General features: G+C 38.4%; 10 protein-coding genes. 5 read left to right on the plus strand and 5 right to left on the minus strand.

Features of this window, described 5'->3' with window-relative positions; all coding sequences use genetic code 11:
- Positions 1 to 148: 148 nt before the first annotated feature.
- From ACFIMK_RS04200 to ACFIMK_RS04215, 4 genes are read right to left on the minus strand one after another with little or no spacing between them, the layout of a single operon-like run.
- Entirely contained in the window at positions 149 to 2245 is a 2097-nt protein-coding gene (locus tag ACFIMK_RS04200) for a glutamine amidotransferase (RefSeq protein ID WP_375675053.1), read from the minus strand.
- Positions 2242 to 5040: a DUF4159 domain-containing protein gene (locus ACFIMK_RS04205; RefSeq protein ID WP_375638068.1), complete on the minus strand. Its 2799-nt coding sequence runs from the start codon at positions 5038 to 5040 to the stop codon at positions 2242 to 2244. Before ACFIMK_RS04205 ends, ACFIMK_RS04200 begins: the two co-directional genes overlap by 4 nt.
- Positions 5037 to 5948, minus strand: a complete 912-nt coding sequence (locus ACFIMK_RS04210) for a DUF58 domain-containing protein (RefSeq protein ID WP_375638069.1) — start codon at positions 5946 to 5948, stop codon at positions 5037 to 5039. The genes ACFIMK_RS04205 and ACFIMK_RS04210 overlap by 4 nt, the downstream gene beginning before the upstream one ends.
- A complete protein-coding gene (locus ACFIMK_RS04215) occupies positions 5949 to 6980 on the minus strand; it encodes an AAA family ATPase (RefSeq protein ID WP_375612988.1) in 1032 nt (343 codons plus the stop codon).
- A 245-nt stretch (positions 6981 to 7225) separates the two neighbouring features.
- Here ACFIMK_RS04215 and ACFIMK_RS04220 point away from each other — a divergent pair, with 245 nt between their 5' ends.
- Positions 7226 to 8479, plus strand: a complete 1254-nt coding sequence (locus tag ACFIMK_RS04220) for a CCA tRNA nucleotidyltransferase (protein ID WP_375612987.1) — start codon at positions 7226 to 7228, stop codon at positions 8477 to 8479.
- Positions 8480 to 8956: 477 nt separating this feature from the next.
- Here ACFIMK_RS04220 and ACFIMK_RS04225 read toward each other — a convergent pair whose 3' ends face one another.
- A complete protein-coding gene (locus tag ACFIMK_RS04225) occupies positions 8957 to 9436 on the minus strand; it encodes a tRNA (cytidine(34)-2'-O)-methyltransferase (RefSeq protein ID WP_375682987.1) in 480 nt (159 codons plus the stop codon).
- 725 nt (positions 9437 to 10161) lie between these two features.
- Here ACFIMK_RS04225 and petA point away from each other — a divergent pair.
- The 4 genes from petA (at position 10162) to ACFIMK_RS04245 (ending at position 13412) form a co-directional block, all read left to right on the plus strand.
- On the plus strand, positions 10162 to 10710 hold the full coding sequence (petA, locus tag ACFIMK_RS04230; RefSeq protein WP_375611173.1) for a ubiquinol-cytochrome c reductase iron-sulfur subunit: 549 nt from the start codon (positions 10162 to 10164) through the stop codon (positions 10708 to 10710).
- A gap of 4 nt (positions 10711 to 10714) precedes the next feature.
- Positions 10715 to 11971 carry a cytochrome bc complex cytochrome b subunit gene (locus ACFIMK_RS04235; protein ID WP_375611174.1) on the plus strand — a complete coding sequence of 419 codons (1257 nt, stop codon included), beginning with the start codon at positions 10715 to 10717 and terminating at the stop codon, positions 11969 to 11971.
- Positions 11965 to 12861, plus strand: a complete 897-nt coding sequence (locus tag ACFIMK_RS04240; RefSeq protein ID WP_375668220.1) for a cytochrome c1 — start codon at positions 11965 to 11967, stop codon at positions 12859 to 12861. Before ACFIMK_RS04235 ends, ACFIMK_RS04240 begins: the two co-directional genes overlap by 7 nt.
- 110 nt (positions 12862 to 12971) lie before the next feature.
- A complete protein-coding gene (locus ACFIMK_RS04245) occupies positions 12972 to 13412 on the plus strand; it encodes a PRC-barrel domain-containing protein (protein ID WP_375611176.1) in 441 nt (146 codons plus the stop codon).
- Positions 13413 to 13542 lie beyond the last annotated feature (130 nt).

A 13542-nucleotide genomic window follows, 5' to 3' on the forward strand; every position in this document is an offset into this window, starting at 1 on the left:
TATTGTTTTAATATGAGGATATTGGAAATAAGGAGAATTCCACTGTATTTTGAGTTATAAATCAATACGTTATCTAATTACAAAAGACAAGTAAATACGTAAAAAGATAAGCTGAATTTTAAAACTATTATACGAAATCTCAGACTTTTTAACGGCCTTCATAATACCACATGCTGCTCAACAGTAAAAGGCAAGCAAGCAGTGCAAAAAAACCAGAAAATATCGAAAAATAAAAGGTATTGATTAAACGGGTTTCTGTTGCTTCTTTCAGAACAATTGAATGTGCTGGGGAAGAGGACGGACTTGTTTTTGATTGAATCAGCTTAAATGGAGGAAGATGAATGTTTTCTTTTCCTTCAGGGTGTAAACGTCCGATGTAGCCACCAGTGTGCTTAATAATGGGGGCTAGTTTTTCTTGTGTTGAAATCAAGTCAAACAACTCAAGATTATCGAGCATCCCTACAGAAGAAAGTATTGTTAAACCGCCATTTTTAATGTTAAAAATTCCTGTCTCATCAGTGGTCACAGTTGCAGTAAAAAGGCCTTCTTTCTCTTTGGTCAGAGTAATATTTTCTTTTTTTCCAGAGGGAAAGATTATTTCAGCGGGTTCTGGATGGTCTTTTAGAGTTTGGCGGCGAATTGTTAAATGATGATGGCTGCTAGTCGCACTTAATTTTTCTTCCTCAAGTTCTGGTTCTTTCATGAGCCAATGGGCAATACGACGATAAAGAGCAGCATAAGGACCACCGCCTTCGAAACCTCGTGCCCAAAGCCAACTTTCATCAGAAAGCAACATGCCCACACGTCCTTTATCAACATGGGAGAGAAGTAAAAGTGGTTGTTCATCCGCTCCTTTCATGAGGGCGATTCCGTTATTTATGTTTTGAATAGCAATTTGTCGCAACCATTGCCCCCATTGAGAAGCGGGAAGGTTAAGTGTTGCAAGACCCCTTGTGACAGGATGGCGCTCACCTTCTTTGGTTAATGTGGGGCGAAAAGGTTTTTCAATAATAGTTCCATTGGGCAATGCCGGTAGAATGCTTATTAAAGGTGTTTTCGCAAGTGAGTTTTTTTGGGTAAATTCAGGTCCTGTTACCATCAACAATGCACCCCCCTTTTGTACATATTGGGCGATATAATCATAATAGATTAAGGGGAGAACAGTAGAGTGCTGGTAGCCATCAAGGATGATGAGATCAAAGTTATTAATTTCTTCAACAAAGAGTTTTCTTGTGGGAAAGACCACTAAGGATAATTGGCTTGAGGGCGTATTATCTGCTTTGGTGGGGGGACGCAAAATAGTAAAGTGAACAAGATCAATATTGGAGTCACCTTTCAAAAGGTCTCGCCATGTCCGTTCTCCATTATAAGGAGCACCTGAAATAAGAAGAACGCGTAAATTTTCTCTGATTCCTTCAATAATTGTTATGGCGCGGTTGTTTTCCAAGCTTAGTTCACCTTTGTGTGGATCAGTTATAACTTGGATAATATTTTTTTCAGCATGAGGAAGGGTAATTTCAGTTTGAAAAATCACGCCAGGAGTTACAGAATAATGGCCAATGTCTTGTCCATTGACGCTTAGTGTAATATTTGCTTTCTCTGATATTGTTTTTTTGGCGGGGCCTTTATCTTCTACCAAAATGGAGAGCGTTTGTGGTTTGTTGACAAGGGCAAAGCGTGGAGGAGAAATAAACTTGATTTGGCGATCAAATTCATCTGAGTATCCTGTAATCAGGGCATTGAGAGGTGCTTCATGATGAAGGTCTGATAGGTCAGGGATGTCATGCACTTGTCCATCGGTGATAAAAATGGTTCCTGCATAACGAGAGAACGGTACATCAGATAGTGCTTGTGTTAAAGCTTCAAACAAATTCGTTGAGGGTGCATATCGATTATCAGCAAGTTTCCCAGCTTCAATAAAGCGTGGTTCAAATTGTGGATAATGCGCCAGTGTTTCGACTAATTGCCTGCGCGCTTCATCACTATCATTTGTACGTGTTCCAAATGATTGGCTTTTGCTGCGGTCAATGACAATGCCTACTGTGCTTTTCAGTGGTTCGCGCTGTTCTTTTATGATCATTGGATTGAGCAAAGCAAGGATAAGGGCGCTTAATGCCATCAGACGAAATAAAGAACCTTGCCGTAGCGTAACAAGACCAACAACGACAAAAAGAATCGATATTCCGCTTAAGAGCAGAATCCAAAAGAGTGGTAAAAAAGGCTGAAAAGTGAAAAATGATATCATTGCCTTCTTTCTCTTTTAAAGCGTTCCAAGAGTGCTGGAACATGCACTTGATCCGCTTTATAGTTTCCTGTAAGCACATAAAGGACAATATTTAAACCTGCACGAAATGCCCATAGACGTTGCATTGGATCATTGGGAACAAGGGGATATTTCCATGCCCCTTTTTCATCGAGTGCCCAAGCCCCAGCAAAGTTATTTGCGGTGATGAGAAGGGAGCTTACGTTATCGCCGTTGGCAAGAGAGTTTTTATTTTTTTTGTTTGTTGATGAGGATTCAACCCATAAAGGTGAACCACGGTAGAGACCAGGAAAATCTGGCATAATATAAAAAGAACGTGCAACAACATGATCTGTTGATGCTGGCTCAATGGATGGAATATTTAACTTTTTTAAGATATCTCGTAATCTTTGCGTTTCTGGAGTAGCGTCTCCTTCAAGATTAAGATTGCTCTTTATCTGATCGCGCGTGTCAAATAAAATTGTTCCCCCATGTTTCATAAAGTTATTTATTTTTTCAAGGCTTTTGGGGGTTGGTATAGGACTCTTAACATCAATTGGCCAGTAAATAAGAGGATAAAAAGAGAGTTCATCTTTATCGAGATCAAGTGCTGTAACAGAGCCAAGGGTAAGCATTGTGCGCTCTGCGATAAATTGACTTAACGCTTCTAGACCACTTTTACTCGTTGTATCAATTTCATGATTATTGGTTATAACATAGGCAAGATGTGTTGCGCCAGCAGCTTGTACACTATCATGATGATTTTCTTTCGTTTGTGCATGAAGAGTTGGATCATATGAAAACAAGGCAATAAGACTTATAAAGGGGACGAGAAACATATTACGCCGTTTCATGAAAGAAAAAATATCTCCCATCCATAAAATGAGAAAATTGTCAAAGGCGAATAATAAGATGGCTAATCCTAAAAGTGGACCGATAAGATTTTTTTCTTTTGTATCGTAAGATAAAGGGCTTTTATTAAGAGAAGTTGGCAATGATGATTGTTTCATCAAGTGCGACGAATGAGTTAAGAGATTGAGTGCATAAAAATTGTTTTTGGCACCATAAAGTCCTGGGGGAGTATGGTAGGAAGGATGGGGTGGATTTTGAGAGTCAAAGATCAAAGGAACAACATCAGAGGGTGGTACTTGTAATTGTCCGTCAATGGCTATAGTTCGCCAAGGGTTTTGTATCACTGTTCTTTTTTCTCTGTGTGTTAGGTTTGTGTTTTCGTTAGAACCTAATGTGATTAATTTTTGCAGCATTTGTGCAAAAAAGCCAGAAAGAGGAAGGTTAGACCATGTTGGGTCAGGAGCAACATGAATGAGAATGAGGGTTCCTTTACCACGTTTTGCTGCGGTAACAAGAGGAGTTCCATCCGAAAGGCTAAGCCACGTTTTTTCAAAAAGATCTGGGGTTGGTTCTGCGAGGATTTGGCGCGAGACAGTAACATCTCCTGGAAAGGGAAGACCAAAGAAAAAGCTATTTTTTGCAAAAGGGGCAAGCTTTTGTGGTTTTGTCCAAGACATAATACTTCCAAGGGAACGTTGACCTGGGCGCAGTGGTATCGGAAGAAGGTTATCGTAATGTTCTGCGCTACTGAGTTTTTCTCCTGCAAAGCGGATGAGTGTTCCCCCTTTATTCACAAAATCAGAAAGTTTTTTTTCTGCTTTTGGGGGTATGTTAACAATGTCACCCATAATCAAAACAGATGGATTTTGTTTAAGCAAATGATCAATATCCGTTGAAAGTTCTCTTCCACCGGCTGTTATAAGCTGTGTATGACCTTGTAAGGCTTTGATAATGTAATAAAATGGAGCAAGTAAAGGCTGTGCCATTTCATTGGTATCGGGTGAGAGAAGAGCAACACGGCTTATCCTGTTATGGCTATCTACCAAGAAGGTTGCAGCAGCATGGTTTTGATTGTTTATTTTTATCCAAGCGATATCATTGCGTAGTTCAAGTGGTACATTAAAAGGAACAAGTGCTGTTGTTTCTCCTTCAGAGAACTTGTTCGTAAATTGACCGAGAAGTTGATTATTTGAATCGTAAAGGCTGAGTATAGCGGGAGTATTACTGTGTGTTGTTGAGCGGATAATACGCGCGCCCATGTTTCCATTATTATTTTCTATGGATGTTATGCCGGTTAAATCGGAAATATCAGTCAAATACCACAAGAAGTTTCTAGGTTTTAATTCTTCAAGAAGAGCAAAAGCTTGCTCATCTTCATTTGTTTGTAATCCATCACTTAAATAAGCAATATCAAGAGGTTTTCCTTTGGTTCTTTCGCTGAGTTTTTTGAAGGCATGCACACGGTTGACAGGCCAAGGACGCGGTTGCAAATGCATTAAATGCTGTTTTATAATCTTGGCTGGTTGGGGCTCTATATTGGAGATATTATTTTCAGCCGTTGCAACAAGATAAATATTTTTTTGCTGTTTTTCTGCCTGTGCAAGGAGCATTTCAGCGATAGAGATGCGCTGTTTCCATTCTTTTACAGAAACCCAACCATTATCAATAATGAGTGCAAGGGGTTGAGATCCGGAAAAGCTTATTGGTTTTTGATTCCAAGTGGGGCGTGCTAGAGCTATGATAACAAGTGCCGCTATGGTTAAACGCAACAAGAGCAACCACCAAGGTGTATGTTTTGCTGTTTCTTGTTGATGAGTTGGTTTGGGTAAGAAGCGAAAAGGGGGAAAAAGCTCTTTACGCGGAGATGGAGGAGTTATCCGCAACAGCCACCAAATGACCGGTAGGAACAAAAGCCCTAGTAACAGAAAGGGAGCAGCAAAACTCAAAGTGCCCTCCTTTTTTGCAATGGAGAGTCGCTCATTGTATTTGCAAGATGAAAAATGGTCTCTGTTAAAGGTTGATCTGTTGTACTAACGTGATAAGACCATCCTTGGCGTGCGCAAAAATTTACCAATTCTTGTCGCCTTGCGTGATATAGTTTACAATAGCTCTTACGAAGATCTTCTGCTTTAGTGGAAACATGTTTCTCTTTCGTTTCGGGATCCAAAAATTCTGTGTGACCTGTGTAGGGAAAGCTTTCTTCTGCGGGATCAGAAATTTCAATTAAATGCGCTGTCACTTGTTTTGTAGTTAAAACGGTTAAATGTTGGATGATTTTTTCAGGATAGTCGAGAAAATCACTCATTATAATGACATGTGAAAAGCGTGTAATCGTTGAAAAATCCGGAAATAAATTTTCATCTGAATGATTTTCTAAAGCAAAGGCTATTCGTTCTACGACATTGGATGTCATTGTGGGGGACATTAAGTTAGGAATAGCAATATGTTCGCCACTGCGTGCAAGAAGGGATGCCAAGGTAAGGGTAAGAATAATGGCATGATTACCTTTAGAGATTTTAGAAAAGCGCGAACAGTAATGCATTGATGCGCTCTGATCAGGACAAAGCCAAACGGTTTGTGTCATTTGCCATTCATGTTCACGGAGATATGTATTTTCATCACGCGCTGAGCGACGCCAGTCAATGCGGCTAATGGATTCTCCTTCCATATAGGGACGAAATTGCCAAAAGTTTTCCCCATTACCGCTTTTACGTTGTCTATGCCATCCGGTTATCAATGTATTAGCGATATGACGCGCTTGTAAAAGGAAATATGGCATTTTGCCAGTATCCTTATGCAGTTCATTTGCCAGCGACAATGGAGGCTTTTGTAAAACTTTTTTGCCAAGAGCCATTCAAAGAGCATCTTTCACAAGGTTATTAATAATATCTTTTACGGTTATATCTTCAGCACGGGCAGAAAAATTAAGAGCCATGCGGTGTTGTAATACAGGATAGGCCAATGCTTCAACATCATCAAGTGAAGGGGCTAAGCGTCCATAATAAAGAGCACGGGCGCGAACACAAAGTGAAAGGGCTTGTGATGCCCGTGGACCAGGTCCCCAAGAAACATAAGTATTAGCAAGGCTATTGTCTTTATGAGGGCGAGATGAGCGGACAATTTTTAAAATAGCTTCGATCACACTTTCTGAAAGAGGCATTTTGCGAACGATATTTTGAATTTTTTGCAATTTTTTGCCGGATAAAATTGGTTTTGCATTTGATTTTTTTTCTTTTGTTGTTTCTAAAATAATCCGTCGCTCTGTTGTGAGGTCAGGATAGTCAATATCGATTTGCATCAAAAAGCGATCCAGTTGTGCTTCAGGAAGTGGATAGGTCCCTTCTTGTTCGAGAGGATTTTGCGTTGCAAGAACATGAAAAGGTTGTGGCAAATCATAACGGTTACCTGCAACAGTAACATGATATTCTTGCATAGCTTGTAAAAGGGCTGACTGTGTCCGTGGGGAAGCACGATTGATTTCATCGGCCATGAGAAGTTGCGTAAAAATAGGACCTTGAATGTATCGAAAAGAACGTTTACCGTCTTTATCGGAATCCATAATTTCAGAACCAATAATATCCGATGGCATTAAGTCAGGAGTGAATTGGATGCGTTTTTCATCAAGCCCTAAGACTGTTCCCAATGTTTCAACAAGACGTGTTTTTGCAAGTCCTGGAGCACCGACAAGAAGGGCGTGACCACCAGCAAAAATAGCGATTAAAGCATATTCGATTACCTGATTTTGCCCAAAAATAACTTTGTCAATTTCTTTTTGTAAAATATCCAATTCTTTGTGTGCCGTATCAATATCATCAATAATGACTTGAGCTTCATGATTGATATTGACCTTTTTTATAGAATTGGATGATGGATCATGTTGACTCATATTTCTTCCTTAAGGCGTTTGTCGCAAAAATGGTAATTTTCTCTGCATGATAATGGATATCTTATTGTTTGTAACAGAAAATGAGAAGAAATGAAGTATCATATGCCGTTTTTTTTCATATTCGTATAGAAGAGAAAAGTTTCTTTGGAAGAATAGACGTGCTTTATAAGGGATGTCTTAAAAAATTTGTTTTATGAAGAGAGTTTTTTAAAGCAATGAAGACAACTTTTTTGAAAGGTTAAAGGGTGAATATAAGACAGAACTTCAAACAGGTTGCGTGGTTACAACAAAGTGATATCCAAACACTTCTTCGTGTTTTGTCTGTGGAGGGGGAAGAGGCGCGTATTGTAGGGGGAGCAGTGCGCAATCAACTGCTAGGGCAGCCTATTAGTGATATTGATATTGCAACAACCTGTTTGCCGCAACAGGTTATTGCACGTGTAGAAGAAGCAGGATTTAAAGCTATTCCTACAGGGATTGCTTTTGGTACAATAACAGTAGTTGCTCATTCATGTTCTTATGAGGTTACAACGCTTCGCTGCGATATTGAAACAGATGGTCGTCATGCAAAAGTGGCATTTGGTCGTGATTGGAAAAAAGATGCTGAACGGCGAGATTTTACGATAAATGCGCTTTATTGTGATGCTGCTGGCAACCTTTATGATGATGTGGGAGGTTTGAGTGATATTGCTAGCCGAACAGTTCGTTTTATTGGGGTTGCAGAAGATCGTATTGGCGAAGATTATTTGCGTATTTTACGGTTTTTTCGCTTTTTTGCGTGGTATGGAGCAGGGCGACCTGATGTGCAAGGATTGAAGGCATGTGTTCGTTTAAAACACGGTTTAAAAAAACTTTCTTCTGAACGTATTTGGGCAGAAATGAAAAAGCTTCTTGCGGCGTTTGATCCAACGCGTGCTCTTTTATGGATGCGACAAAGCAGAATTTTGGCACTCATTTTTCCTGAAACAGAACGATGGGGTATTGATGCAATTCACGCATTGGTGAAGACAGAACAGGATCTTGGTTGGAAAGTTGATCCATTGTTACGGCTAGAAAGCCTTCTTCCTCCTGATCCCATGCGTCTTCATGAAATGGCACAGCGCTTGCGTTTTTCTCTTAAGGAAACAACGCGATTAAAAGAATGGGCAGAGTTAGAAATAATAAACCAAAACTGTTCTGATCATTTTGTGCAAAAACTGATTTATTTTCATGGACGACAGCCAGTTTTAGATCAATTATCGTTGTCTGTCGCTGCATCACATCTTGATCATCTGGAAAAAAGTGATGCTTTGCAAAAAGCAGAGGGTTATGTCAAGCTTTATCAATTTGCCCAAAAATGGCAAATTCCAACTTTTCCTATTAATGGTAACGATTTAATAAAGAAAGGTTTTACAAAAGGTGTACTTTTAGGAAAAAAGCTTAAAGAGCTAGAAATGATATGGATTGAAAGCGGATTTTTAATGGATCGTCATGCACTATTAGAAAAAATTGATTTATAATATTTCTGTTTATAAACTCACTGTTGTTTATATTTTTTAAGTCAACATATTAATTTATAATAATCATTATTTATGTGAAATAAGAGTTCACAATATTGTAAGGTTATTTCAAACCTGTTCATATTACATCAATCAAAGTTATTGCCTTACACGTCACAAGTGAGGAAAAATGATTACAGAGAGGAAAAATGTCTCTTATGAATCATCTCAAAGATAAGGATTCTCGAAAATGAGAACGAATAAAGAGAATAGTGGTAGCGGTTTGCACCTTGTATGACCATAAAGAGGGGGATGTTCACTGGATTTTTACTATGAGGAGTATTTAATCATTCATAGGTGGTGATATGAGGTGATATGAAATGGATGTGATGGGCACTAAGAAATGTTTATTTTACCAGCACTTAATTGTTGGAAAATGATAGGCATTATACGCTCTAACTGTTCTTTATATGTTGTATTATTGTTTTTCGTGATAATTTATGTTTTTATAGATTTTCTTTCATGATAACCAATTTGGCGTAATGCTTCTCCTGTTGTTATGGCTACGCTCATGGCGAGATTTAGAGAGCGTGCCTGTGGTTGCATGGGAATTTTTAATGTGTAATCGGCCGCTTCATGAACATAATCGGGAACGCCAGCTGTTTCACGACCAAAAAGTAAAACATCATTTCTTTGATAGCATATCTGCGTATAGCATGTTTTTGCTTTTGTACTTAAAAGCAACAGGCGGCGGTTAAAGTGTTTCATGGAGCTTATAAAATGTTGCCAATCAATGTGTCGTTCTAAGGAAGCATATTCGAGATAATCCAATCCTGCGCGTTTGAGATTACGATCCGACAGATTAAAGCCTGCAGGTTCAATAATGTGCACATGTAAACCAAAGCAAGCGCTAAGACGTAAAATCGTTCCAGTATTACCAGCAATATCAGGTTGGAAAAGAGCTATATGAAGTGTCATGTTCTCTGTAATATGATTTTTCTTTCGACTTTGTAAAGAAGCACCACAATTTATTCGAAAAATATGCTTTGAGAAATACATGTTTTTTACGGTTCATTTTTATTCCCTTTAAATTTCAGGGAAAAGTTATGTATACAGGTCTGTTTGGGATCAGAGAGAAGCTCCCTATTAGGGACTTCCTTTTATTGAGCAATCCATGAAATGACTTGGCTCATTATGTTGAAAAGTGGGATATTTAATGAGGTTAGATCATCAATTTTAATTAAAATCAACAAAATATGCTTTTTATGCAAAAACAGAAGCGAAAAAAATACTCATGCAACCAGTTGGAATTGAGGGAGGGAGAGATGCTGTAAATGTGTTAAAGAAATAACCGATAAGCTCAACTTGTTTACTGAGATATGGTCATAACAAGACTATGTTTCTTTCTTTAGGAGTGTTTATTTACATGCTATCTCTGATTTTCACGGGCGGGGGAGTAATTTTGATTGATTAATATGAATAGGTTTGAAATGAAAAAACCTTACGGTGTTTAGGGATTTCATTCACTCTGTAAAACGATGAATTATCATTATAAAACAGTTTTTTGTATAAACCATACAAATGGCAGGAGTGTTTTACGGGGATGTTTTTATGGTTGAGGTAACGGAGTGATCAAGCATTGTACAATGGGAGAGGGTATGGTAAAAGAATGTTTTAGCAAAGTGTCTCTTTAAGTTAAGGCCATGGGTGAGCAAACGAGGCGGGATTTTCTGTTTTTGGTAACAGCTGTTGCAGGAGCAGTTGGAATGGGAGCGGTTGTGTGGCCTTTTATCCGTCAGTTGCGTCCAGATGAAGCTGTTTTGGCATCTTCCTCTGTTGAGGTTGATCTTTCTGGTATTGAAGAGGGGATGTCAGTAACGGTAAAGTGGCGAGGACAGCCTGTTGTTATTCGAAATCGTACGGCAAAAGAAATTGCTGATGCGCGCGCTACTGAATTGAGACTTCTAAAAGATCGTCAAGCGCGCAATCCTAATCTTGAAGGTGAAAAAGAAGCGACGGATTTTGCACGTTCAGCAGGTAAAGGACGTGAAAATTGGCTTATCGTCATTAATCTTTGTACGCATTTAGGCTGTATAACACTTGGGCAATCTGGGAAATTTGGAGGGTGGTTGTGTCCATGTCATGGGTCTGTTTATGATACAGCTGGAAGAGTGCGGTCGGGTCCAGCTAACTATAATTTGGCTATTCCTCCTTACCAATTTCTTTCTGATACTTTGCTCAAAATAGGATAAGGTTATGACAAGGTTTTCTCCTTATTGTCCTAAAAATGCACTTGCCCGTTGGTTTGATAAGCGTTTTCCTCTTCCTCGTTTTTTTTATAATGCATTTGTGATTTTTCCTGTTCCGCGTAATCTTAATTACTTTTATACATTTGGCGGTATTTTGACCATTATGCTTTTATCACAGCTTTTGACTGGTATTGTCTTGGCTATGCATTATGTTCCGGATATTCATTTGGCTTTTGAAACCAGTGAACGATTTCGGCGTGAAGGGCAGTTTGGTTGGCTTTTTCGTCCATGGCATTGTGTAGGCTCTTCGTTTTTTTTTATTGCTGTTTATATCCATTTAGCACGTGGACTTTATTATGGTTCTTATAAAAATATGCGAGAAATGGTATGGGTTACAGGTATTTTTATTTATATCATCATGATGGCAATAGCATTTTTTGGTTATGTGCTTGTTTGGGGGATGATGTCTATTTCAGCGGCTTCAGTGATTGCAGGGCTTTTAAAAACGATACCTTTGGTGGGGACATGGTTGCATGAGACACTTCTGGGTGGTTATGTCGTAGGACAACCAACGTTGAATCGTTTTTATGTTTTCCATTATGTTTTATCATTTATTTTGCTTCTTTTTGTGGGGCTGCATATTTGGGCAATTCATTGTGTTGGGCAAGGCAATCCAACGGGTCTTGCTATACAATCAGATAAGGAAACAGTTCCATTTTCGCCTTATGCGCTTATCAAAGATATTTTTGCTATTACTGTTTTTCTCATCTTCTTTGCCTGGTTTTTGTTTTATATGCCCGATTATATGGGGCAGGCTGAAAATTATAGTGTGGCAGATCCTTTAAAGGCACCTCTTCGTGTGGTTCCAGAATGGTATTTTTTGCCTTTTTATGCGATGCTTCGTGCTATAACTTTTGATATCGGTATTTTCTCTTCAAACTTTGTTGGCTTTGTTTTATTCGTCAGTTCGATTTGCATTTTAATTTTTGTGCCATGGTTAGACCGCTCTAAAATATGTTCAGCAAGATATCGACCTGTTTATAAAATTTTCTTTTGGGCGTTGGTTATTGATGTCGTTTTTCTTGGTTGGTTGGGGTCAAGAGAAATAAGTGACAAAATTCTTTTATGGACACAATTGGCTACGGTTTATTATTTTATATTTTTTTTGGTTATTTTGCCGATTTTGCCAGCGTTTGAAAAAAATTGTTCTCTTCCTTCTTCAATTATGCAAGATTTAAAACAGAAAAAAAAGAGACTATGGTAAATGTTTTTGTCGGGCTGGTTGTTATTGTTGCTATGAGTTTTTCTGCTCAGAGTTTAGCGAGTGATGCCTCTGATCAGGAAGAAGGATTTATTTCTTTTCCTTTACAGGTTCCTAAAAAACAAGAATGGAGTTTTTCAGGTCCATTTGGGCTTTATGATAAGGCGCAATTGAGGCGCGGATTAAAGGTTTATAGACAAGTTTGTTCCAGCTGCCATGGGCTAAAATATGTGGCTTTTCGCAATTTAAAAGATCTTGGGTATGATCAAGAACAGATCAAAGCTTTGGCGGGGCAATATGAAGTGCGCGATGGTCCTAATCGAGAAGGAAAATTTTTTAAACGTGCTGGGGTTGCAACGGATTGTTTTCCTTCTCCCTTTTCACATGAAGAAGAAGCAAGATTTATTTTGAATAGTGCTTATCCTCCAGATTTGACATTGATAGCACGTGCACGTGGGGTATCTTTGCCGTTTCCTGCTTTAATTACTGATGCATTGTCTCATTATGATACAGCTGGTCCAGATTATATTACAGCTCTTTTAACAGGATATCAGAAGGCACCGAAGGAGATAAAAATTGCGAATGGTTATTGGTATAATCCTTATTTTATTGCCGGTAATTCTTTAACTATGGCTCCTCCTTTGAGTGATGGTATGGTTGCTTATGAAGATGGAACCCCAGAAATCATTGAACATTATGCGCGCGATGTTTCTGCTTTTTTGATGTGGGCTGCCGATCCTCATATGGAAATTCGTAAAAAAACCGGTTTTCGTGTTATTTTATTTTTAATCATTTTTGCAGGGTTTGTTTATATTTTAAAAAATCGTATTTGGTGTGGTTTAGAAGAAGAATTAGAGAAAGAAATAAAAGACGAAATAAAGAGAAAAGGGTAAAGCGATAAGGCTCAAAAGAGTATAGAGTATAAAGAGCATAAGGAACAAATCTTTTTATGATGCATTGAGGTTTTATAAAGTAAAAGCAAAGTAAAAATGGAGATGTTAAAATGAAAAAAATTGCATGTACTACTCTTATGTCAATTTTGATGGTTTCTAGTACTTATGCTCAGTCTTTTGAAGTGCCTTCAAAACCTGAAATGATCTCTTCGACGGGTATTGTACAGGTGGGGATAGATAAGTCTGTGCGTTATGTGACACCTTTAGCAACGGATTTTGTTGCTTCCAGTCTTATAGGCGCCAATGTATATAATATAGAAGATGAAAATATTGGTGAAGTAAAAGATATTATTTTACGTGAAAATAATATTGCAGGATTTGTTATTGCTGTTGGTGGTTTTCTTGGCATAGGCGAGAGTTATGTGGTCGTTTCTCCAGAAACAATCCAGATGACAAATGATTATGGTAAATGGAAACTTATTACAAATGCGACAAAAGATTCTTTAAAGAACGCTCCAACATTTAAATACGAAGGGCGTTGGACACGCTAATTTTATATTTCTATTCTTTAATGGACCAAGCTGTTGCTATCACAATCATATGCTAGCAACAGTTTTTTTGTTCTAAAAGCTCTTGAGAATTTTTGCGACAAGATTCCAAGGAGCTATTATCAAAGTTTTC

It is taken from the genome of Bartonella sp. AP280QHHD (assembly GCF_042196125.1).
In the GTDB taxonomy this organism is placed as follows: Bacteria; Pseudomonadota; Alphaproteobacteria; order Rhizobiales; family Rhizobiaceae; genus Bartonella.

What these genes read in the sequence shown, in the direction of transcription:
- ACFIMK_RS04200 (WP_375675053.1), bottom strand. Translation starts at nt 2,245, where the DNA reads ATGATATCATTTTTCACTTTTCAGCCTTTTTTACCACTCTTTTGGATT.
- ACFIMK_RS04210 (WP_375638069.1), bottom strand. Translation starts at nt 5,948, where the DNA reads ATGGCTCTTGGCAAAAAAGTTTTACAAAAGCCTCCATTGTCGCTGGCA.
- ACFIMK_RS04215 (WP_375612988.1), bottom strand. Translation starts at nt 6,980, where the DNA reads ATGAGTCAACATGATCCATCATCCAATTCTATAAAAAAGGTCAATATC.
- ACFIMK_RS04225 (WP_375682987.1), bottom strand. Translation starts at nt 9,436, where the DNA reads ATGACACTTCATATAGCTCTTTTCCAACCTGATATTGCTGGTAATACT.
- petA (WP_375611173.1), top strand. Translation starts at nt 10,162, where the DNA reads ATGGGTGAGCAAACGAGGCGGGATTTTCTGTTTTTGGTAACAGCTGTT.
- ACFIMK_RS04235 (WP_375611174.1), top strand. Translation starts at nt 10,715, where the DNA reads ATGACAAGGTTTTCTCCTTATTGTCCTAAAAATGCACTTGCCCGTTGG.
- ACFIMK_RS04240 (WP_375668220.1), top strand. Translation starts at nt 11,965, where the DNA reads ATGGTAAATGTTTTTGTCGGGCTGGTTGTTATTGTTGCTATGAGTTTT.
- ACFIMK_RS04245 (WP_375611176.1), top strand. Translation starts at nt 12,972, where the DNA reads ATGAAAAAAATTGCATGTACTACTCTTATGTCAATTTTGATGGTTTCT.